Here is a 20,931-nt window from a genome sequence, read left to right as displayed (position 1 = left end):
GGCGCGCGCCCGGCAGTCGCCCACGGTCGGTGCCGCTACAGCCCGGGAAAGATCACCTCAAGGAAGACGAACAGCCCGATCGCCCAGATCAGTGAGCCGACAAAGGCGACCACCCACGGTCGCCGGCTCTTGACCATCAGGAAAGGAGCGTGGATCAGCAGGGCGATCACCTGCCCGAGGGACCCGCCGGCCTCCCGGATGACGTTCAGCAACTGCTCGGAGACGGTGCCCAGGTGGGTCGTCTGCCGCCGGGCCTCCATACGCTGGGCCACCAACCCGTAGTAACCGAACACGCTCGGGAAGAGCCAGTACGGTGCGATCTGCACGAGCCTGGTCTCCGACAGGCTGTCGAACAGGACGGTGTAGATCACCGTGGCGGACCCGAGGCCGAGCACGAGCAGGGCGATGTAGAAGGCGCGCTGCATCCCGTTGACCGGCGCCGACTGTTCCGGCACCGGCTCGTGCGGGCAGCCGCAGCGGGGGCACGCGATCGCCTCGACCGAGATCCGCCACTGGCAGGCCCGGCACGGACGGAACAGGCCCGGCGGGCCGGCGTCGTCCTGAACCGGTTGTTGGGCGGTGCCGTCCTGCGCCGGTTCCGCAGCGGCGTCCCGCGCCGGTTGGGCGGGGTCATCCGACGCCGGTTCGGCGACGGGCCGGCGACGGATCGGCAGGAGCAACGCGATGCCACCGCCGGCGCCGAGGACGGCGACGGTCAGGAGCCAGTTCCGGGTTCTCTCCGCGCTCTGCTGACGGTCCAAGGTGTATCCCGCGTATTCGGCGAAATCCTCCCGGTCCTTCGGGTCGGCAGCGGAGGCGGCCTCCTCGAGCTGCCACGCCCGGACACCCGCCTCGTGGTTCGCCTCCCTCCACGCGGTGATCCCGAGCATCAGCAGCGGGAAGCTCAGGGTCAGCAGCACCAGGCCAGACATCCGACGCGACATGGGTCCCCCAGAAGTCGACCCTTGCCAGTCTGTCAGGGAGGTTCCACCCCGATGCCGCCCGAACGTCCGGTCGACGTCAATCGGACCGTGCCGTAACCGATCCTGGGCGGTCTCATGGTCGGTACCGGTAACCCATGCCGGGCTCGGTGATGAGGTGACGGGGGCGGGCGGGGTCGGTTTCGAGCTTGCGGCGCAGTTGCGCCAGGTACTGGCGTAGGTAGTTGGTCTCGTTCTGGTACTCGGGTCCCCAGACATCGCGGAGAAGTTGCCGCTGGGTGATCAGCTTGCCGGGGTTGCGCAGCAGTTGTTCCAGTACGCCCCACTGGGTGGGAGTCAGTTTGACGTCGGCGCCGTCGTCGCGGGTGACGGTGCGGGCGGCGAGGTCGACGGTGTGACGGCCGATTCGCGCCGTCGGCCCGGACGCCTCGCCGCCCTGACCGTGGCGACGGGTGACGGCGCGGATGCGGGCCAGGAGTTCGTCGATGCCGAAGGGTTTGGTGACGTAGTCGTCGGCACCGGCGTCGAGCGCCGTCACCTTGTCGTCGCTGCCGGCGCGTCCGGAGAGCACGATGATCGGGACCGTGGTCCAGCCACGCAGCCCTCGGATGACGTCCACGCCGTGCAGGTCCGGCAGGCCGAGGTCGAGCACGACCAGGTCAGGTGGGCGGCTGGCCGCGGTCTTGAGCGCGGCGGTGCCGGTGGCGGCTAGGTCGACGTCGTAGCCGCGGGCACGCAGGTTGATGCGCAGGGCCCGCAGGATCTGTGGTTCGTCGTCGACGACGAGGATGCGGGTCATTCCTGCGGGCCCTCCGTCGGCTCGGCCGGCGTGGCGGCGGGCAGCCGCAGGACCATGGTGAGTCCTCCGCCGGGGGTGGTCTCGGGGGTGATGCTGCCGTGCATGGCCTCGACGAGCCCGCGGGACAGGGCGAGACCGAGACCGACACCGGTGGTGTTGTCCCGGTCCCCGAGCCGCTGGAACGGCTGGAAGACGTGTTCCCACTGGTCTTCGGGGATGCCGGGCCCACGGTCGATGACCCGCAGCTCGACCTGGCCGGCGTGCGCGCTGGCGGTGATGGCCGGTGGCTGGCCGGGTGGACTGTGGCGCAGGGCATTGGCGACCACGTTGACCAGGACCCGCTCCAGTAGGCCCGGGTCGGCGCTGGCGGTGGGCAGGTCGGCGGGGATGTCGGTGGCCACGTGGGCCGCGGCCGGGCCCAGCTCGTCGAGCGCGCGGGGTACGACGTCCTCCAGCCCGAGTGCCACCGGGTGTACGCCGAGGGCACCGGCCTGCAGGCGGCTCATGTCGAGCAGGTTGGCGACGAGCCGACCGAGCCGGTCGAGGGACTCGTCCGCGGTGGCGAGCAGTTCGTGCTGGTCGGCGGTGTCGAACTGGACGTCGTGGCTGCGCAGGCTGGAGATGGCGGCCTTGGCGGAGGCGAGTGGCGTACGCAGGTCGTGGCTGACGGCGGCAAGCAGTGCGGTACGCATCCGGTTGGCTTCGGCGAGGGGCCGCGCGGTGGCGGCTTCCGCGGCGAGGCGTTCCTGGCGCAGCGCCAGGGCGGCCTGGGCGGCGAACGCCTCGACGATGCGCCGGTCGGAGGCGTGCAGCGGACGGCCGGCGAGGACGACGGTGAGCCGATCGTCGACCGGCACCGCGGTCTCTCCCTCGTCCGGGCGGTTCGGCGGTCGCTCGCCCACGGCGGCCACCGCCTGCCAGACGGTGTCGTCACGGCCGAGATCGGGGCGGCCGGCAACCTCGTCGGCGCTTTCCAGGACGCTCACCGCGCGCAGCCCGAACGTCTCCCGCAGCCGGTTCAGCAACGCGGGCAGGGGCCGCTCGCCGCGCAGCACGCTGCCGGCGACAGTGGCGAGGGTCTGGGCGTCGGCGGACGCGCGGGCCGCCTCCCGGGTACGCCGGGCGGCGACGTCGACGACACCGCTGACGGCGATGGCCACGCCGACGAAGACACCCAGGGCGAGCAGGTTGTCAGCCTCGGCGATGGTCAGGGTGTGGAAGGGCGGGGTGAAGAACCAGTTGAGCAGGAGTGACCCGCCGAGCGCGGCGAGCAGCGCCGGCCACAGCCCACCGGTCAGGGCGATCCCGACGACGGCGGCGAGGAAGATCAGGATGTCGTTGGTGAGGGTGAGGTCGGGCAGGACCCTGAGCAGCGCGGTCAGGGCGGGCATGCCCAGGATGGTGAGCGCGAAGCCGAGCAGCCGGCGCCGCCGGGACAGCGCCGCTGGGACAGGGGACCGCCGGCCCCGCCCGGCCTCCGGATGCGTGACCAGGTGGACGTCGATGGCGCCGGAGAGCGCGGTGGTGGTGACGCCGACCCCGCGGGACAGGATCTGGGCGAACCGCCCGCGTCGGCTGGCGCCGAGGACGAGCTGGGTGGCGTTGACGCCGCGGGCGAAGTCGAGCAGCGCGGCGGGGATGTCGGTGCCGAGCACCTGGTGGTAGGTGCCGCCGAGGCTCTCCACCAACAGCCGCTGCCGGGCGAGTTGGGCCGGGTCGGCACCGGCCAGACCGTCGCTGCGGGCGACGTGTACGGCCAGCAGGTCGGCGCCCTTGCTCCGGTCGGCGATACGGGCGGCGCGCCGGATCAGCGTGTCGCCCTCTGGGCCGCCGGTGAGCGCGACGACGACCCGTTCCCGGGTCTCCCAGGTGGCGGATATGCCCTGCTGGGCGCGGTAGGCGTCGAGTTGGTCGTCGACCTTGTCGGCGAGCCAGAGCAGCGCCAGCTCACGCAGGGCGGTGAGGTTGCCGACCCGGAAGTAGTTGCCGAGCGCCGCGTCGATCCTGTCCGGGCGGTAGATGTTGCCGTGGGCCATCCGCCGACGCAGCGCCTCGGGCGTCATGTCGACGAGTTCGACCTGTTCGGCGGCGCGGACGACGGCGTCCGGGACGGTTTCCCGCTGGGTGGTGCCGGTGATCTGGGCGACGACGTCGTTGAGGGACTCCAGGTGCTGGATGTTGACCGTGGTGAGCACGGTGATGCCGGCGTCGAGCAGCTCCTGGACGTCCTGCCAGCGCTTGCCGTTTCGGGAGCCGGGCACGTTGGTGTGGGCCAGCTCGTCGACGACGGCCACCTCGGGCCGCCGGGTGAGCACCGCGTCGAGGTCCATCTCGGTGAACTCGGCGCTCCGGTACGTCATCGTCTTCCGGGGCACCTGCTCCAGATCGCCGATCATCGCCGCCGTGTGGGGGCGGCCGTGGGTCTCGACGAAGGCGATCGCCACGTCGGTGCCCCGTCCGGCCCGCCGGTGAGCCTCCTCGAGCATCGCGTAGGTCTTGCCGACGCCGGGTGCGGCGCCGAGATAGATGCGCAGCTCTCCCCGCGCCACCCGCGTCCTCTCCTTCGCCGAAGTGCCTCTTGTCATCATCCGCCCAGGACGGGGCCCGCCTCAGCGAACGGGAAACCGCTGGTCGAGTGCCAGGTTGAGGTCCAGCACGTGCACCGCCGGCGAGCCCAGGAAACCGAGCAGCCGGCCGGTGGTGTGCTCCCGGACCAGGCGACGGACCGCCGCCGGGTCCACGCCGCGCTCGCGCGCCACGCGGGCGACCTGGATGTCCGCGTACGCCGGGGAGATGTGCGGGTCGAGGCCGCTGCCGCTGGCGGTGACCGCGTCGGCTGGCACGGCGGGCTCGGCCGGGGCGTCGCCCCGGATCAGGACAACCAGCCCACCGGCGGACACGTAGTCCTCACCGGGGCGGGCCAGCTCGACCGGCACCCCCTGGTAGCTGCCGAGGAACGGGGTGGCCGGGGCGACCTGGTTGACGCTGACGACCCGGGTGACCGGGCCGGTCAGCCCGTCGCGGCGGAACACCGCGAGCACCGCCCCCACCCCGTCGGCGGTGCAGTACGGGCGCCGGCCGTCGACGCCGTCGAGTTCCCCCACCGCCTTGCTGCGCGCGCACACCCGGGTGAGCAGGCTCGGCCTCGACGCCGCCGGGTCGGCGGCGATGGTGTCGACCACGCTCTCCGGGCCGAGGTTGCTGGCGCCGGTGGCGGTCGGGTCGTAGCCGTCGCCGGCTGCCGACGGGCGGGACTGGAAGTAGCGCGCAACGGGGTTGCCGTCGGCGTCGGTGAAGGACTGGCCGATCAGCGTGCTGCCGACGGCGCGGCCGTCGACCGTCACGAGCGATCCGCCCGTGTTGCCGGCGAGGCCGGGCATCCGGCCGACCGCGACCATGGCCAGCGGGTACGCCAGCCCGAGCAGCACGGTGAGGACGAGCAGGGCGCGCAGGGCGGCCAGGTGTCGGGCGAGCCAGCTGGGAAGACGCATCAGGACACCCCCGGGACGAACTGGACGAGCAGGTCGATGAGCTTGATGCCGACGAACGGCACCACCATGCCGCCGAGGCCGTAGACCAGCAGGTTGCGGCGCAGCAGCTTCGAGGCGGATGCCGGGCGGTACCGGACGCCGCGCAGGGCCAGCGGGATCAGCGCGACGATGACGAGTGCGTTGAAGATGACCGCGGACAGGATCGCCGACTCCGGGGTGGCCAGCCGCATGACGTTGAGGGCGTCCAGGCTGGGGTAGATGCCGGCGAACATGGCCGGGATGATCGCGAAGTACTTCGCGATGTCGTTCGAGATCGAGAAGGTGGTCAGCGCGCCGCGCGTGATCAGCAACTGCTTGCCGATCTCCACGATCTCGATCAACTTGGTCGGGTCGGAGTCGAGGTCGACCATGTTGCCGGCCTCCTTCGCCGCCGAGGTGCCGGTGTTCATCGCGACGCCGACGTCGGCCTGGGCGAGCGCCGGCGCGTCGTTGGTGCCGTCGCCGGTCATCGCGACCAGCCGGCCGCCCTCCTGCTCCTTCCTGATCAGGGCGAGCTTGTCCTCCGGGGTGGCCTCGGCGAGGAAGTCGTCCACACCGGCCTCGTCGGCGATCGCCTGGGCGGTACGCGGATTGTCACCGGTGATCATCACGGTGCGGATGCCCATCCGGCGCATCTCGTCGAACCGCTCCCGCATGCCGGCCTTGACCACGTCCTTGAGATGGATGACGCCGAGCGCACGCGCCGGCTGGCCGTCGACGTGCTCGGCGACCACCAGCGGGGTTCCGCCGATGCCGCTGATCTCGTCGACGATCTGACCGACCTGCTCGGTGGGGTGGCCGCCGTTCTCGCGTACCCATCTCATCACCGCGGCGGCGGCACCCTTGCGGATCCGCCGCGCCGGCCCGGCGTCCTCCGGGGTAAGGTCGACGCCGCTCATCCGGGTCTGCGCGGTGAACGGCACGAACGTGGCGTGCGGGACGAGGCCCGGTTCGCGCTCGCGCAGCCCGAACTCGTTCTTGGCCAGCACCACGACCGAACGTCCCTCCGGTGTCTCGTCGGCGAGGCTGGACAACCGCGCCGCGTCGGCGACGGTCGCCCGCTGCACGCCTTCGACCGGCACGAACTCGGCGGCCTGCCGGTTGCCGAGCGTGATGGTGCCGGTCTTGTCCAGCAGCAGCGTGTTGACGTCGCCGGCGGCCTCGACGGCCCGGCCACTCATCGCCAGCACGTTGCGCTGCACCAGGCGGTCCATGCCGGCGATGCCGATCGCCGACAGCAGCGCCCCGATGGTCGTGGGGATCAGGCAGACCAGCAGGGAGACCAGCACGATCCCGCTGATCCCGGTGGCGGTGATCGCCTGGCTGTCCGCCGCGGCTCCCTGGTAGCCCTTCGAGAAGATGGCCAGGGGCTGAAGCGTGACCACCGCCAGCAGGAAGACGATCGTGAGCGCGGCGAGCAGGATGTTCAGCGCGATCTCGTTCGGGGTCTTCTGCCGGTTGGCACCCTCGACCAGGTGGATCATCCGGTCGACGAAGCTCTCGCCCGGCTTCTGCGTGATCATCACGACGATCCGGTCGGAGAGCACCTTGGTACCGCCGGTGACCGCGCTGCGGTCCCCGCCCGACTCCCGGATCACCGGGGCGGACTCGCCGGTGATGGCGGACTCGTCGACGCTGGCGATGCCCTCGACCACGTCCCCGTCACCGGGGATGACCTGGCCGGCCTCCACCACGACGACGTCGCCCCGCGCCAGATGCGCGGCCGGGACCTCTTCGGCGCGGTACATGTCGGGGGCAGCACCCGGCGTCCAGCCGAGCAACCGGGTGGCGACGGTGTCCTGCTTCGCCTTGCGCAACGTGGCGGCCTGCGCCTTACCCCGGCCCTCGGCGACGGCCTCGGCGAGGTTGGCGAAGAGCACCGTCAGCCACAGCCAGGCGGTGATGGCGACCGCGAACACCGACGGGTCGGTCACCGCGAGCACCGTGGTGAAGACCGCGCCAACCTCCACGATCAGCATGACCGGGTTGCGCCACAGGCTGCGCGGGTCGAGCTTGCCGAGGGCATCCGGGAGGGACCGGATCAACTGTCCGGGGTCGAGCAGGCCACCGGCGCGGTCGCCGTGGGTGGCCGGCGTACCGGCGGTCGGCGCGTCGGCGGTGCCGTGCGGCGCCGGCGTGGTCATGTCGCGCTGTTTCATGGTGCTCACAGCCCTTCGGCCAGCGGGCCGAGCGCGAGTGCCGGCAGGAACGTCAGCGCCACGAGGATCACCGTGACACCGACGACCATCCCGACGAAGAGCGGCCGGTCGGTCGGCAGGGTTCCCTCGGAGGCGGGGGTGGGCTGCTGGCGGGCCAGCGAGCCGGCCAGCGCGAGCACGAAGACGATCGGCAGGAACCGGCCGAGTAACATGCAGACGCCCAGCGCGATGTTCCACCACGGCGTACCGACCGCCAGGCCGGCGAACGCGGAACCGTTGTTGTTGCTCGCCGACGTGAACGCGTACAGCACCTCGGAGAGCGCGTGTGGGCCGACGTTGAGCGCGGTCACGTCGTTGCCGGTGGCGAACGCCGCCGCCGTGCCGACCAGCGCGAGGGCCGGGGACACCAGGAAGAACAGCGACGCGAGCTTGACCTCCCGGGAGCCGATCTTCTTGCCGACGTACTCCGGGGTCCGGCCAACCATCAGCCCGGCGACGAACACGGTGACGACGGCGAGTACGAGCATGCCGTAGAGCCCGGCGCCGACACCGCCGGGCGCCACCTCGCCGAGCATCATGTTGACCATGGTCATCATGCCGCCCAGCGGGGTGTACGAGTCGTGGGCCGAGTTCACCGAGCCGGTGGAGGTGAGCGTGGTGGCGGCGGCGAAGGTGGCCGAGCCGGGAACGCCGAACCGGATTTCCTTGCCCTCCATCGCGGCACCCACCGCCTGCGGCACGGTGCCGTCGCCGGCCAACTCGAACGCGTTCGTCAGGGTGATGCTGGCGATGGCCAGCACGGCCATGACGGCGACGACGGCGTGCCCCTGCCGGACCTGGCCGACCATCCGGCCGAAGACCCGGGGCAGGCTGAACGGGATCACCAACAGTAGAAAAATCTCCAGCCAGTTCGTCCAGGCGGCCGGGTTCTCGAACGGGTGGGCGCTGTTGGCGTTGTAGAAGCCGCCCCCGTTGGTGCCAAGATCCTTGATCGCCTCCTGGCTGGCCACCGGCCCACCGGTGATGGTCTGGCTGCCTCCGGTCAAGGTGCCGACGTCGGTGCCCGTGGACAGGTTCTGCACCACGCCGCCGATCATCAGCACGATCGCGGCGAGCAGCGACAGCGGCAGCAGGATCCGCAGGGTGATCCGGACCAGGTCGACCCAGAAGTTGCCCAGGTCGCCGGTGCGGCGGCGGGCGAAGCCGCGGACCAGCGTGACGGCGACGGCGATGCCGACGGCGGCGGAGACGAAGTTCTGCACCGCCAGCCCGGCCATCTGCACCAGATAGCCCATGGTTGACTCGCCCGCGTACCACTGCCAGTTGGTGTTGGTCACGAACGACACGGCGGTGTTCCACGCGCCGTGGGCGACCACCGGCCCGAATCCGAGCGAAAGCCACAGGTGGTTCTGCAGCCGTAGGAAGGCGTACAGGAACAGGACCGAGACGGCGGAGAAGGCGAGCAGGCTGCGGGCGTACACACCCCAGGACTGCTCGACCGTCGGGTCGACCCCGACCAGCCGGTAGACGCCCCGCTCGACGCGGGAGTGCCGGGTGCCGTCGACCACCCGGTACAGGTAGTCACCGAAGGGCCGGTGGACGGCGACCAGCGTCACCGCGAGCGAGAGGACGAACAGCGCCCCGGCTGCCGTGCCGGACATCAGAACCGCTCCGGGAACAGCAGGGCGACCACCAGAAACACGGCCAGGCCGACGGCCAGTACCAGGCCGACGGCGTTGACGGGGTTCACAGCTTCTCCACACCCCTCACCACGAGGGCGAGCACCGCGAACAGTCCCACCGTCACCAGCACGAACACCACGTCAGACACGGCTGACTCTCCCTCACCGGACTCGTTCGCGCGGCCGCGTCCCGAGCCGCGCGGGGCAATCACACGCCGCTCGTCGGGTCACGGACAGGGTCCGTGACGCGGCCATGACGGCCAACGCCGGATTTTTGACGCCGTTTTCACACGGACCTCGCGGCTTGCGGCAGGCGGGGGTGTCCGGCTCGACGGTGACCGCGACGTGCCGCCCGGCACGGGTCCGCGCGGCCGGTTTCGTCCCACCCCCTCGTTAGCCTCGCGCCGAGTCCATGCGGTCGGGGTTCGGAGGCGGATGATGCACGAGGTTCCTGACGAGTCCCTGGTTCCCGACCAGGTCGTGGCAGAGCTGGCGACAGTGGTCACGGCAACGCTTCCGCTGCTCGCCAGCCGCGTCCCGGCCGGGCCCGCAGCCTTGCTGGGGCGGCTGGGCACACCTCACGAGGCAGTCCCTGCTTCACCAAGGCTCGGCCGCACCCTCCGGACACCCCGCCAGGTGCCGACGGATCCGGATGTGCTGGTCGCGCTCCGCGAACGGGGGGCGTTGCCGGTCGAGCGCCTGTTCGGCGCGCTGGAACTGACCGTCGCCGGTCTGGCACCGCCCGACGCACCGAACCTCGCCACGCATCTGCCCACACCACATGCCGCCGGATGTTTCGCGGTCGTCTCCTTCGGCCATGAGAGCGAGGCGGTGACCGCCGTCGGGACGCTGGAACAGATGCGCCCCGGCACCGCTGACCTGGTGCTGTCGCTGGCCCGGCGGCTCGCCGCGCACCCGTTGGTCGTTCCACTGCTGGCGGTGCCGCCCGAGGCAGCCGACGAAGCCGCCGTCGCCGCATGGCACGGCGCGGCGTACCTCGCCCTCGCCGTGACCACCGCCGGCACCGTCGTCGACCAGGCGCACGCTCCGCTGTCGGTGGTCGGCCGCGAGGCCGCCATCGTGGGCCTGGGGATCGGCACCGCCGCGGTCCTGCTACGGGAGACCCCGATGCCACCGGCGTACGCCCCGGCGCTATTGGCCAAGATCCAAGCCGGGTACCGCCTGCCCCGCCAAAGTTTCGGACGGGTGCGGGTGGCGGGAAGTCGGTTCGCGTTGATCGACCGGCAGCTCCCCGCCACGGTCGACTTCGGCGACAACGGGCTGGTCGCCGTCGTGGACGGCGGTGCGATGATCCGCACCGGGATCGCCGAGGGCAGCGTGGGGGTCGAGCTGAGCGTGTTGGCGGAGGCGCCGACGGAGGTGGAGTCCGGCTGGGAGGACATCGTCGAGGTGAGCTGGCGGGCCGGCGAGGGCCAGGCGTCGGTTGTCGACCCAGATGGCGCAAGCGATCCACCGTTGTGCAGGCAGACCCCACCGTGGCCGGGTGACTACCGGCTGCGCGTGCACGCACGGGGCCGCGACGAGGCCGACAGCGAATACGAGAGCTACCAGCTGGTGGTGTGGGCCGCGCCGGCCGCGCCGCAGGTCGTGCACCGCCGCACCGACCGGCTCGGCCACCGCCTGCGCGGCGAACCCGAGCCGGTGCGGCCCCCACGCCCGGAGCGGGCGTACCGCTGGATCCGCCGTACGCCGCTGTCGGTGGCGGCGACGGTCACCGTGGTGACCGGCATGACGGTCGAGGAGGTCCTGCGGGCCTTCGGCGCCGACCCGGATCGACCCGAAGCCATCCGCGACCTCGAACTGCAATCGAACCTTCGCCGCTACCTCGACGCGTGGGTCGCCGTGCTCGACACCGCCGAAGCGGTCCTGGCCGTGGAGTACAACGGCTTCCGCGGCTCGGATGGAGCGGTCCTGCGGGCGGCATCGGCACGAGGACGAGCCGCGAGCATGTTCTGGAACGTCAACGCGTTGACCCAGTTGTCATTCGCCGAGCGGGGGCGGCTGCTCGCCTCGTTCGAACCGTGGGCCGCCGTAGACGCCGACCCCGCGGTAGCCGCCGCGCTCGCCGAGATCGATTTCGCCGATCTAGACGATCGGGTACCGAAAGGTCTCGTCGCGGTGGAGCGGTTCACCGGCCGTGGTATCACCCCCGACGATTTCGCCCAGATCCAGGCCGCCGGAGTCGGTTTCCGCATCTCCGACCCCGGTTGATCCGCACCGAGCGGGCCTCACCGGATGTCGTGGGTCTGCAGCCAGAGTTCCAGCAGGCCGAGCTGCCACAGCTTGTTGCTGCCGGCTGCTGCCCGCGCCGCCTCCGGGTCGGTGAGCAGTTCCTGCACGTACCCGGGCTGGAACAGCCCTCGCTCCCTGGCCGCCGGCGCCCGCAGCGCCTCGATGATGAGGTCCCGAATCGCCCCGTCCGCGTTGCGCAGCGCGGGCACCGGGAAGTACCCCTTGGGCCGGTCGATCACCTCGGCAGGCAGCACCTCGCGGGCCACGTCCTTGAGCACCCCCTTGCCGCCCTGGGCCACCTTGTGCTCCGGTGGGCAGGCCGCCGCGAGCGCCACCAGGTCCTGGTCGAGAAACGGGGTGCGGACCTCCAGCCCCCAGGCCATGCTCATGCTGTCCACCCGCTTCACCGGATCGTCCGGGAGCATCCGGTGGGTGTCCAGGCGCAGCACCGCGTCCAGCGCGGTCTCCGCGCCGGGCGCGGCCAGCTCCGCGACGAGCAGTTCGTGGCTGACGTCGGTTTCGCAGACGTACCCGGGGCCGACCACCTGGATCAGTTCGGCGTGGTCCCGGTCGAAGAAGGCCGCCGCGAACGCCTCCACCGCACCCTCGCGGGGCACCGCGGCCAGCGGCTGGTGGTAGCCGTACCCGGCGAACACCTCGTCGGCGCCCTGCCCCGACTGGGCCACCTTGACCTGCCTGGCCACCTGCTCACTGAGCAGGTGGAAGGCCACCACGTCATGGCTGCCCATCGGTTCGGTCATCGCGCCCACCGCCGCCCGTACCGCCGGCACCAGGTCGTCGTTCGCCAGCCGGATGCGCTGGTGGTCGGTGTCGTACGCGCGGGCGACCAGGTCCGAGTAGCCGAACTCGTCGCCGGCCTCCCCGCCCCGGCTGTCGAACCCGATGCTGAACGTCCGCAGGTGGTGCTGACCGGCCTCGGCGAGCAACGCGACGATGAGGCTGGAGTCCAGCCCGCCGGAGAGCAGAACCCCGACGGGTACGTCCGCGACCAGTCGCCGCCGTACCGCCGTGCGCAGCGCACCACCGACTGCCGCCTGCCAGTCCCGGGCGTCCATGCCGGTGTGGGCGGGCTGCCGGGCGTACTCCGGCTGCCAGTAGACGCGCTCCCGGCTGCGTCCGTCCTCGTCGATCACCCGCAGCGTCGCCGGGGGCAGCTTGCGCACGCCACGCAGCACGGTCCGGGGCGCCGGCACGATCGAGTGCCACGACAGGTAGTGGTGCAGCGCCACCGGATCGATGCCGGTGTCGACGTCCCCACCGCGCAGCAGCGCCGGCAGAGTCGAGGCGAACCGCAGTCGTCCCGGTGTCTCGGCCAGGTAGAGGGGCTTGATGCCGAGCCGGTCGCGGGCCAGCACGAGCCGCCGTCGCCGCCGGTCCACCAAACCGATGGCGAACATGCCGACCAGGTGGTCGACGAACGCCTCACCCCACTGCGCGTACGCCACCAGGATGACCTCGGTGTCGCTGGTGGAACGGAAGGTGTGCCCGGCGGCCAGCAGTTCCTCGCGCAGCTCGGGATAGTTGTAGACGCAGCCGTTGAAGACCAGTGCGAGACCCAGGTCCTCCCGGACCATCGGCTGCGCGCCGGCGTCGGACAGGTCGATGATGGTGAGCCGGCGGTGTCCGAGTGCTATCCACCCGTCGCTCCACGTACCCTCGCCGTCGGGTCCCCGCGAGCGCATCGCGTCGCTCATCCTGGCCACCGCGTCGGCGTCCGGCGGCGAACCGTCGAACCGCGCTTCCCCGCTGATGCCACACACCAGTGGCCACCCTTTCCGTCCTCGGGTCCGGTGATTCGTCACCACGCGCCGCTGCGATCCGGACCCCGCCGACGACCACCGACACGGTCCGCCGCCGGGGGCTACCCGCTGAGGCGAGGCGCACACCTGGACTCCGTGACAGCGTTTCCTCACGCTGGGCGGCCCGGCCGTCACCCTGCGTTGACCGATCCGGCCCGGAAGCGGGGCTGCGGATCGTACGGTGAGGGCATGACGCCGTCGGGTGACGGCCCAGTCGTCGACGAGCAGGCGTGGTCGACGAGCCTCAACCCGGAAGGGCCGGCCCTCGATCGGGAGACCGCCGGCACCACTGGCCGGGGCCAGCTCTGGAAGCAGGTGCCGATGACGTACAACCCGCCGCGCGCCACCACCACGGACACCGCTTCCAGGCTGATGACCTTGGGGGTGGAGGAGGAGTTCCTGCTGCTGCACCCGGTCACCGGGGAGAGTCTCCCGGCCGCCGACCGGGTCCGCGCCGCACTGTCGACCGCGGCGCGTGAGCAGAGCCGGCAGGAGTTCCGGCACAGCATGGTCGAAATGGTCACGCCGGTCTGCGCCGACCTCGGTGAACTCCGGGCCCACCTGTTGGAGTTGCGCGGGCGTGCCGCCGACGCGGCCCGGGCCGTCGGGGCCCGGCTGGTCGCGGTCGGGGCCACGCCCGTACACGAGCGGCACCGTTCGGTGCCGGACGAGCCGCGGTACCACGCCATGTCCCGCCGTTTCGGCCCGGTCGCCCACGACCCGGCGGTGTGCGGCTGCCACGTGCACGTCGGCGTACCGGACCGGGAGCTGGCCGTGCAGATCTGCAACTACCTGCGCCCCTGGCTGCCCGTGGTGCAGGCCATCACCGCCAACTCGCCCCTGCACGACGGCCACGACACCGGGCACGCCAGTTGGCGGTCCATGCAGCTGGAACGCTGGCCCAGCATCGGACCCACCCCGCACTTCGAGTCCGCCACCGACTACGACGCCACCGTCGGGGAGTTGATCAAGGCCGGCATCCTGCTCGACGCCGCGATGGTCTACTGGTACGCGCGCCCGTCGGCCGCGTATCCCACCGTGGAGGTCCGGGTGGGCGACGTCTGCCCGACGGTGGACGACACCGTGCTGGTCGCCGGGCTGGTCCGGGCGCTGGTGGCGACGCTCGCCGACGACGTACGTGCCGGGGTGCCGGCCCGTCGGATCAGGGACTGCCTGGTCTCCGCCGCGCACTGGCGGGCCGCCCACGACGGTCTCGCCGGCGATCTGATCGACCTGCGCTCCGGCCGCGCCCGACCCGCCTGGGACCTGGTCGACGAGCTGCTCGCCACGGTCGCCCCGGCCCTGGACCGCCACGGCGACCTCGACCGGGTACGCGACCAGCTCACCCGGCTGCGTCGGGACGGCAACGGCGCCCAGCGGCAGCGCCGCGTCCTGTCCCGCACCGACGGTGACGTACGCGCCGTCCTCGACTACCTCACCGCCCAGACGGTCGGCGGCTGAGTACCGCCCGGTTCCCGGCCTACGTCTCCTGCCGGTGCGGCCAGCCGAGGAGTCGGGCGCCGAGCACGGCGGCGTGCAGGGTGAAACGTTGGGTGGGTTCGTTGGGGTGGTAACCGGTCAGGCTGTGGATGCGGTCGAGACGGTAGGTGACCGCCCGGACGGACAGGTGCATCTGGCGCGCGGTGGCGGTGTGGTTGCCCTGGTTCTCGAAGAGCACAGCCAGGGTTTCCAGGTAGGGTTCGACGCCGCCGCGGGCGGTGGTGAGCGGGCCGAGGACGGTGGTGACCAGGTCGGTGATGGCCTCCCGGTCACGCAGCAGGACCGGAAACACCAGCAGGTCGGCGGCGTTGAGCACGGGCGCGGTGAAGCCCAGTTTGGCGGCGTGGTCGAGGGCGCTGCGCGCCTCTTCGAGAGAGGTGGCCACGCCGTGCACCCCCGGGTGGGGACGACCGACGGCCACCTGCCAACCTTCGGCACCCAGCTCGGTGAGGAGCAGGTGGGCCAGCTCGGCACCGATGCCGCGGAGCCCGCCGGCGCTGATGCACACCAGGTCACCGTCGCGGAGGGTGGTGAGGATGTTGCCCTCGCCGAACCGGGCGGCGAGCGCCGCGTCGACGCGGTGCGTGATGTCGGCGGTGAGGTGGGCGGCACGGGCGACCAGCACGGTGTGCGTGGCCGACAGTCGGATGCCGTAGCGGTGGGCCCGCTCGACCAGGCTGCCGGGCTCGGCCCGACCGGTCAACAGTTCGGTGACGAACGCGGCACGCTCGGCGTCGTGGCGTACCAGCTCGGCGCGGCTCTGCCGGAGGTAGCCGTCGAGGACGGCCCGCAACACCCCACGCGTGGCGTCCAGCAGCGTCGCCGCCCGACGGTGCACGGCGTCCGTGGTGTCGGCGGAGTCGAGGGGCGGCGTACGCCAGCAGACCGCGGCGGCGGCGAAAACGCCGTCGACGAGGTCGTGTAGGTGCAGGCCCTCGGCGGCGGCCCGCGCCCCCAGCCGGGCGGCCGTGCGCCCGTGCCACTCGCCGGCCGGAGCGCGGAGCAGCCCTTCGCAGTCGTCGGCCAGCCAACGGTGGTCGCTCATCGGTAGGTCCTTGTCCGCGTTCCGGTGGCCCCCGGGTGGAGGCGGGGACGACAGCCGGTTGCCGAACCTGGTGGCGCCGACCGTGGTCGACGACCACCAGGTTCCGCGTCAGACACCGACGTCGCGACGGTCGAACGCCCACACTCCGGCGAGGGCCGTCGCGGCACCGACGGCCACGAGGATGAGCAGTTCGACCGGGTGCCAACCGGTGTGCAGGGGATCGGTGCCGATGAAGTAGTGGAACGGCGACAGCCAGCGCACCCAGTGCCATCCGTCGGACATGCCCGAGATGGCGTTGGCCATGTACGCGGCGACGGCGAGCACACCGGTGACCGCCAGGACGCTGCTCCGCCTTCCGGAGACGGCACCGGCCAGGAAGGCGATGCCGGTGAAGCACCAGACCAGGGCGATCAACCCGACACCGGCGGCGGCGACGTTGGACAGCGGGATGTCCATGCCCACCCGGGGGACGACGACGAACAGCAGGAGCAACGGGATGGCCGCGACCACGGTGACGGCGGTGCCGGTGGCCGCGAGACGCTGGCCGGCGAAAGCGGTACGGGAGAGCGGGTTGGCCAGCAGGAGTTCCATGCCGCCGTCCTCTTCCGGCCGGGCGATCGTCCGGGCGGTCAGGGTGATCGCGCACATCAGGACCAGCAGCGGACCCACCAGGCTGAAGATCGTCGCCTGGAGGTAACCGGCCGGCGAGAACATGTCGGCGATGCCGAGGAAGTCCAGCATCCCCTGGGGCAGGGCCTCCTGCTTGAGTTCGGCCGCGCCCTGGAACTGGCGGTAGAAAGACGTGTAGATGGTGGTGAAAGCGGCGACGCCGACGGCCCAGCCGAGCACTGCGCGGCGGTCGTCGCGCCAGGTCTTACGCACCAGCGCGGGAAGCATCGCCGGCTCCTTCCGAGTGGTAGTAGAACGACAGGAACGTCTCTTCCAGGTCGGGCTCGGCCGACAGCATGTCCACGATCTCGTGCCGCGCCGCCACCTTGATCAATGGATCCAGACGGCCACTCACCGTGCACCGGAGCACCGGCCCGGACACGGTCACCTCACTGACCCCGGGCAGGACGTCGAACTCCGCCGGGTCCACCGGATCATTGAAGTGGATCTCCACCGACCGGATGGCCCGTTTGCCGAGCGACTCCACGCGTTCGACGGCGACCAGCCGGCCGTCCCGGATGATGGCCACCCGGTCGGCGGTGTGCTGCACCTCCGCCAGGACGTGCGAGGACATGAAGACCGTCTGCCCGGCATCGCGGGCGTCCCGGACCATAGCCAGGAACTCCTGCTGCATGAGCGGGTCCAAGCCACTGGTGGGCTCGTCCAGGATCAGCAGCGCCGGCCGGTGCATGAACGCCTGGACCAGACCGACCTTCTGCTTGTTGCCCTTGCTCATGGTGCGTACCGGGCGGGACAGGTCCAGATCGAGCCGCTCGGCCAGGCCGGTGACCTGGGACCAGGCCACGCCGCCGCGGGCCGCGCCGAAGAAGCGCAGCAGGTCCCCGGCTGTCTCCCGGCCGGGAAACGACAGCTCGCCGGGGAGATAGCCGATCTGTCGGTGCAGCGCGGCCTTGTCGCGGCGCGGGTCGAGTCCGAGGACGGTCGCGCTGCCGTCGGTCGGACGCAGGAAGTCCAGCAGCAGGCGGATCGTGGTGGTCTTCCCGGCACCGTTGGGGCCGAGGAAGCCCAGCACCTCACCGGCACCCACCTGGAGCGTGAGGCTCTCGATGCCGCGACGCTGGCCGTAGAACTTGGTCAAGTCCTCGGTGAGCACGGCATAGTCGCTTGTCATGCCCCTATCGTGGGGTTCACGTCGGGCCGCCATCCAGGGCGGCACCCGGCCGACATCGGCCGACATTCTTGCCGGCGTCCGGCAACCGGACGGCACGCCGCCGATCGGCCGCCGCGCGCCGGGTGCGTCCTCCCCTCGGCAGGTGTATCCGGCGCAGCGGAAGGGTAGCCCCAGCGGTACGGCGATGCGAGGCGTGTGGCCGTCGGCGCTCTCCGAGGAGGTGGGATGCGCGCACCGCGCGCACCGCAGGTGTCCACCGCCGCGCTGGTCCAGCGGTGGCGCACGATGACCTTCCTCCACTGGCGGTACCCCGCACAGGTGGTCCAACGTCTGCTGCCCGCCGACCTGACCGTACACACCTTCGACGGTGCCGCCTGGGTCGGCTTGTTGCCCTTCCTCATGGAGGACGTGCGTCCACCCCGGCTACCCGCCGTGCCCTGGTTGTCCCGGTTCCCGGAGACGAACGTGCGCACCTATGTCCACGGGCCGGACGGCGCCGCCGGGCTCTACTTCTTCTCGCTCGACGCCGGGCGGCTGCCGGCCGTGGTCGCCGCGCGCGCCAGCCTGCGACTGCCCTACTTCTGGTCGGACCTGGCGGTGGAGGTTGACGGCGACACGGTGCGCTACCGGGGCCGGCGGCGCACGCCCGGACCGGACGGGGCCGGCTACGACCTGCGGGTACGCTTCGGCCAGGCATACCGGGACGCCGAACTCACGGCCTTCGACCACTTCCTGACCGCCCGCTACCGACTGTATTCCCAGGTAGCGGGACGCCTCGTCGCGGTGGACGTGGCGCATCCGCCGTGGCCGCTTCGCCGTGGCAACCTTGTCGACCTCCGGCAGGACGTCGTCCAGGCCGCCGGTCTGCCCGCCCCGGCGCAGCCACCCGCGCTGCACGCGTCCGACGGTGTGGACGTCCGGGTCGGTTTCCCGCACCTCGTCCGCGCCCGGACCTGACATCCGACGGCGAGGTCGAGGGGCACGTCACGCCGATGTTCCCGTGGCTCGGCCCGCTGCCGGATCACCTGGCCGGAGTGCGGTGGTGGCCTTCCCGGTGGGAAGGCCACCACCCCCGGGCCTGCCGTCAGCGCTTCCCCTCGGACGGCTTGCGCACCGCGTCGCGGATCCGGTCGATGACCGCCAGCGCCGGGCCCATGGCCAGGTTGGCCGTGGCGGACTGGGCGCCGGGGTGAGGCCGGGTGGGGGCGGTCGCCTCCGCGGCCCGCACCGCGGCGGCCAGCCCGCGTAGCTGCTCGGCGGGCACGTGCTGGCGCAGCCGGGGGAACTCGTGGCGTTCCTCGTACCGGGCGTGGGTGAGCACGGCGTCGCGCAGCAGGATGATGCCGGTTTCGAAACCCTCGGCGTCCACCCCACCCGCGACCAAGGTCCGCAGTGTCTCCTTGGCCTGGCGTTCCTCGGCCAGTCGCTCGTCCACCATCGCGTCGCCGCCACCGCCGGGCAGGCCGCGGGCCAGCGGATGGACCACCTCCTCCTCGGCGGTCTCGTGCGCCGCGAGCAGCTTGACCAGGTCGTCGAAGGCTTCCCGGCGGATGTCGCCGGTACCGCCGATGACGAGCAGGAACAGCTGTTCGATCCGCGCGTGCTGGGCGAGCAGCAGATCGACCACGTCTTCCTCGTACGTGGTCCGGGCGCCGGTGTCAGTCATGGCTGCCTCCCCGGGCGCGCAGACCCGCCACCGGGTGCGGTCCCTCGGTCTCGATTCGGTACTCGTCGCCGAAGCGGTCCCGGTGCAGGTCGATGACCTGCTCGCTGGGCGGCTGCTGGCCGTCGTGCACCTGCTGCTGCATCCACTCGAAGCGCTCGTGTGCCTCCCGCACGTACCCCTCGCCGAGCTTGGTGAGATCGATCTGGGTCGCCAGCAGGTGGCGCAGGTACTCCTTGTTGGGTTCGAAGGTCAGCGGCTCGGGCAGGCCCGCGCTGCCGACGATCTCCTCCGGCTCCCGGCCGTCGTGCCGGCGCAGCAGGTCGGCGGCCTGTTGGAGGTGCGCCAGTTCCATCTGCAGGTGCAACTCCCACACCGCCTTGATCCGCGGGTCGCTCTCCTGCTGCTGGAAGGAGTAGTAGAGCCAGCATTCGTTGTACTCGTGGGTGAGCAGCCGCTCCCACCAGGTCTCACCCGGGTCGACCAGCGACTCGTAGTGGGTGACGTGTTCCTGCTCGATCAGGCTGATCTCCTGGTAGAGCTGGCGGGCGATCGGCTCCATGTACTGCGGGCCGACGTTCATGTAGTAGAACATCACCTGCTGCTCGGCGGAGAGGATCGTCAGCGCGTTCAGCTTCGACCGCGGGTCGACGCTGTTGCGGTCGTACGGGGTACGGACCTCGTCGAACGGGTGCCGGTGCTCCTGCACGGTGGGCCGCCCCGGCATGACCTCGGTGAGCCCGTCGACGATCTTCTCGGCCTTGCGCCGCTCCACCATCTCGTACAGGTTGGCGTAGCGGTACAGGTGGTCGAAGTCCTCCAGGACGCCGAACTCGTACGCCTGCTTCAGGTACGGGTCGGGTTCGTGGCGGGCGACCCAGGCGGTGAGGTCCACCGCGACCTGTTCATAACCCAGGGTCGTCTCCAGCACGCTGGCCACGCCGGGCAGCAGCCAGTTCACCACCCGCTGCTGCTGGCTCTCGACGTACCGGACGTACGCCAACTGGCGGCGGACCTCCTGGTCGGGGCAGTTGCGGGCGAACTGGTGCTGGAAGTTGATCGCCTCCACCTCGATACCGTTCATGGTGATGATCCGGCAGCGGGTGTAGGGGTCGACCGCCTCCGGGTCGATCGGCTCCACGTTCAACTCGCGCCAGTTGCGGATCTGGCTCTCCAGGGGAAGCCCCTTGTGATCCAGTGGATTGAACATCGGCTCTCCGTTCGCTTCGGGGGTTTCCGCGGCGCCACCCGCGCCGTCGGGGTTCCTGTCGCCCTCGCCGGAGGGGTGTGGCCGAGTCGTGGTCGAGGGGCTTTGTGGTTATCCCCCGACAGGTCGCCACCGCTGCTGGCGTGGAAGGCGTACGTCCCCGCCTCCGCTCCTACCCACAGCGACGCGTCTTACACGGACAGCCTCTCCACCACCGGACGCCAGCTCGCGGTATCTCTGCCGGGACCAACCGGGAGGGTTTCGGCGTCGCCGGGCTCGCCCTGGCGCGCACCGTGTCGGGCGCCCGCACGTACCTGGTCGCCGGGGGCGCCGTGTACCTGGTGCTCTGGCTCTACGGCCTGGTGATCGACCACGACAGCGGCGCCAACTTCGTGCCGCTCAACGGGGCCGACAACTGGCTGCACCTGTTCCTCGGGCTGGGCATGATCGGCCTCGGGCTGGCCCTGACCCGCCGCCCCGCCGACCGTCGCTGACCTGCTCCCGGCAGGCCCGCCATGCCGCTGCTCGCCGA

General features: G+C 71.4%; 17 protein-coding genes and 1 pseudogene. 4 read left to right on the top strand and 14 right to left on the bottom strand.

From position 1 onward, the window contains the following. Positions 1-35: 35 nt before the first annotated feature. From E1166_RS01260 to E1166_RS30675, 8 genes are all read right to left on the bottom strand, one after another. Positions 36-932 carry a hypothetical protein gene (locus tag E1166_RS01260; protein WP_132334976.1) on the bottom strand — a complete coding sequence of 299 codons (897 nt, stop codon included), beginning with the start codon at positions 930-932 and terminating at the stop codon, positions 36-38. 124 nt (positions 933-1,056) lie between these two features. Beyond that, a complete protein-coding gene (locus E1166_RS01255; RefSeq protein WP_132334974.1) occupies positions 1,057-1,740 on the bottom strand; it encodes a response regulator in 684 nt (227 codons plus the stop codon). Then, positions 1,737-4,289 (bottom strand): DUF4118 domain-containing protein, encoded by a 2,553-nt coding sequence (locus tag E1166_RS01250; protein WP_132334972.1) that lies wholly within the window; start codon positions 4,287-4,289, stop codon positions 1,737-1,739. The genes E1166_RS01255 and E1166_RS01250 overlap by 4 nt, the downstream gene beginning before the upstream one ends. Positions 4,290-4,349: 60 nt before the next feature. Continuing rightward, positions 4,350-5,231, bottom strand: coding sequence for a potassium-transporting ATPase subunit C (locus E1166_RS01245; RefSeq protein ID WP_132334970.1), 882 nt, complete (start codon positions 5,229-5,231; stop codon positions 4,350-4,352). After that, positions 5,231-7,414, bottom strand: a complete 2,184-nt coding sequence (gene kdpB, locus E1166_RS01240; RefSeq protein ID WP_132334968.1) for a potassium-transporting ATPase subunit KdpB — start codon at positions 7,412-7,414, stop codon at positions 5,231-5,233. The genes E1166_RS01245 and kdpB overlap by 1 nt, the downstream gene beginning before the upstream one ends. A gap of 20 nt (positions 7,415-7,434) precedes the next feature. Further along, a complete protein-coding gene (kdpA, locus tag E1166_RS01235; protein ID WP_132334966.1) occupies positions 7,435-9,090 on the bottom strand; it encodes a potassium-transporting ATPase subunit KdpA in 1,656 nt (551 codons plus the stop codon). Further along, positions 9,090-9,179 carry a K(+)-transporting ATPase subunit F gene (kdpF, locus tag E1166_RS01230; protein WP_132261319.1) on the bottom strand — a complete coding sequence of 30 codons (90 nt, stop codon included), beginning with the start codon at positions 9,177-9,179 and terminating at the stop codon, positions 9,090-9,092. The genes kdpA and kdpF overlap by 1 nt, the downstream gene beginning before the upstream one ends. After that, the gene (locus tag E1166_RS30675) at positions 9,176-9,322 is read right to left on the bottom strand and encodes a hypothetical protein (protein ID WP_165942506.1); all 147 of its coding nucleotides are present in this window, start codon (positions 9,320-9,322) and stop codon (positions 9,176-9,178) included. The genes kdpF and E1166_RS30675 overlap by 4 nt, the downstream gene beginning before the upstream one ends. A 424-nt stretch (positions 9,323-9,746) precedes the next feature. On the opposite strand from E1166_RS30675, the gene E1166_RS01225 reads away from it, so the two are divergent. Next, the gene (locus E1166_RS01225; protein WP_207913891.1) at positions 9,747-11,342 is read left to right on the top strand and encodes a DUF6461 domain-containing protein; all 1,596 of its coding nucleotides are present in this window, start codon (positions 9,747-9,749) and stop codon (positions 11,340-11,342) included. A 17-nt stretch (positions 11,343-11,359) separates the two neighbouring features. Here the strand turns inward: E1166_RS01225 and E1166_RS01220 are convergent, their stop codons facing one another. Next, positions 11,360-13,144 (bottom strand): N-acetylglutaminylglutamine amidotransferase, encoded by a 1,785-nt coding sequence (locus E1166_RS01220; RefSeq protein WP_132334962.1) that lies wholly within the window; start codon positions 13,142-13,144, stop codon positions 11,360-11,362. Positions 13,145-13,504: 360 nt separating this feature from the next. On the opposite strand from E1166_RS01220, the gene E1166_RS01215 reads away from it, so the two are divergent. Beyond that, positions 13,505-14,644, top strand: coding sequence for a glutamate--cysteine ligase (locus E1166_RS01215; RefSeq protein ID WP_132335008.1), 1,140 nt, complete (start codon positions 13,505-13,507; stop codon positions 14,642-14,644). 19 nt (positions 14,645-14,663) lie between these two features. On the opposite strand, the gene E1166_RS01210 is transcribed toward E1166_RS01215, so the two are convergent. The 3 genes from E1166_RS01210 to E1166_RS01200 all read right to left on the bottom strand — a co-directional run bounded on the left by E1166_RS01210 (position 14,664) and on the right by E1166_RS01200 (position 17,529). Then, positions 14,664-15,728, bottom strand: coding sequence for a helix-turn-helix domain-containing protein (locus tag E1166_RS01210; protein ID WP_132334960.1), 1,065 nt, complete (start codon positions 15,726-15,728; stop codon positions 14,664-14,666). Positions 15,729-15,836: 108 nt separating this feature from the next. Beyond that, positions 15,837-16,625: an ABC transporter permease subunit gene (locus tag E1166_RS01205; protein WP_132334958.1), complete on the bottom strand. Its 789-nt coding sequence runs from the start codon at positions 16,623-16,625 to the stop codon at positions 15,837-15,839. Next, positions 16,603-17,529: an ABC transporter ATP-binding protein gene (locus E1166_RS01200; RefSeq protein WP_132334956.1), complete on the bottom strand. Its 927-nt coding sequence runs from the start codon at positions 17,527-17,529 to the stop codon at positions 16,603-16,605. The genes E1166_RS01205 and E1166_RS01200 overlap by 23 nt, the downstream gene beginning before the upstream one ends. Positions 17,530-17,754: 225 nt before the next feature. Between E1166_RS01200 and E1166_RS01195 the strand changes: the two genes are divergently transcribed. Continuing rightward, positions 17,755-18,486, top strand: coding sequence for a DUF2071 domain-containing protein (locus tag E1166_RS01195; protein WP_132334954.1), 732 nt, complete (start codon positions 17,755-17,757; stop codon positions 18,484-18,486). 127 nt (positions 18,487-18,613) lie between these two features. Here E1166_RS01195 and E1166_RS01190 read toward each other — a convergent pair whose 3' ends face one another. Together E1166_RS01190 and E1166_RS01185 are read right to left on the bottom strand one after the other, a co-directional pair. Then, on the bottom strand, positions 18,614-19,195 hold the full coding sequence (locus E1166_RS01190) for a hemerythrin domain-containing protein (RefSeq protein ID WP_132334952.1): 582 nt from the start codon (positions 19,193-19,195) through the stop codon (positions 18,614-18,616). Next, positions 19,188-20,402: a hypothetical protein gene (locus E1166_RS01185; RefSeq protein ID WP_132334950.1), complete on the bottom strand. Its 1,215-nt coding sequence runs from the start codon at positions 20,400-20,402 to the stop codon at positions 19,188-19,190. Before E1166_RS01185 ends, E1166_RS01190 begins: the two co-directional genes overlap by 8 nt. Positions 20,403-20,659: 257 nt before the next feature. Between E1166_RS01185 and E1166_RS31680 the strand changes: the two are divergent. Further along, positions 20,660-20,893: pseudogene (locus E1166_RS31680) on the top strand (DUF4383 domain-containing protein); the annotation flags it as partial. Positions 20,894-20,931 lie beyond the last annotated feature (38 nt).

The organism is Micromonospora sp. KC213, assembly GCF_004348325.1.
Lineage (GTDB): Bacteria > Actinomycetota > Actinomycetes > Mycobacteriales > Micromonosporaceae > Micromonospora.
Note: the sequence above shows the minus strand (reverse complement) of the source record. Positions and strands in the feature narration are given on the sequence as shown.

Excerpts from the sequence above, each read along its gene's own strand:
- E1166_RS01210 (WP_132334960.1), bottom strand. The coding sequence starts at position 15,728 with ATGAGCGACCACCGTTGGCTGGCCGACGACTGCGAAGGGCTGCTCCGC.
- kdpA (WP_132334966.1), bottom strand. The coding sequence starts at position 9,090 with ATGTCCGGCACGGCAGCCGGGGCGCTGTTCGTCCTCTCGCTCGCGGTG.
- E1166_RS01185 (WP_132334950.1), bottom strand. The coding sequence starts at position 20,402 with ATGTTCAATCCACTGGATCACAAGGGGCTTCCCCTGGAGAGCCAGATC.
- kdpB (WP_132334968.1), bottom strand. The coding sequence starts at position 7,414 with ATGACCACGCCGGCGCCGCACGGCACCGCCGACGCGCCGACCGCCGGT.
- E1166_RS01190 (WP_132334952.1), bottom strand. The coding sequence starts at position 19,195 with ATGACTGACACCGGCGCCCGGACCACGTACGAGGAAGACGTGGTCGAT.
- E1166_RS01195 (WP_132334954.1), top strand. The coding sequence starts at position 17,755 with ATGCGCGCACCGCGCGCACCGCAGGTGTCCACCGCCGCGCTGGTCCAG.
- E1166_RS01260 (WP_132334976.1), bottom strand. The coding sequence starts at position 932 with ATGTCTGGCCTGGTGCTGCTGACCCTGAGCTTCCCGCTGCTGATGCTC.
- E1166_RS01245 (WP_132334970.1), bottom strand. The coding sequence starts at position 5,231 with ATGCGTCTTCCCAGCTGGCTCGCCCGACACCTGGCCGCCCTGCGCGCC.
- E1166_RS01215 (WP_132335008.1), top strand. The coding sequence starts at position 13,505 with ATGACGTACAACCCGCCGCGCGCCACCACCACGGACACCGCTTCCAGG.
- E1166_RS01205 (WP_132334958.1), bottom strand. The coding sequence starts at position 16,625 with ATGCTTCCCGCGCTGGTGCGTAAGACCTGGCGCGACGACCGCCGCGCA.
- E1166_RS01200 (WP_132334956.1), bottom strand. The coding sequence starts at position 17,529 with ATGACAAGCGACTATGCCGTGCTCACCGAGGACTTGACCAAGTTCTAC.
- E1166_RS01255 (WP_132334974.1), bottom strand. The coding sequence starts at position 1,740 with ATGACCCGCATCCTCGTCGTCGACGACGAACCACAGATCCTGCGGGCC.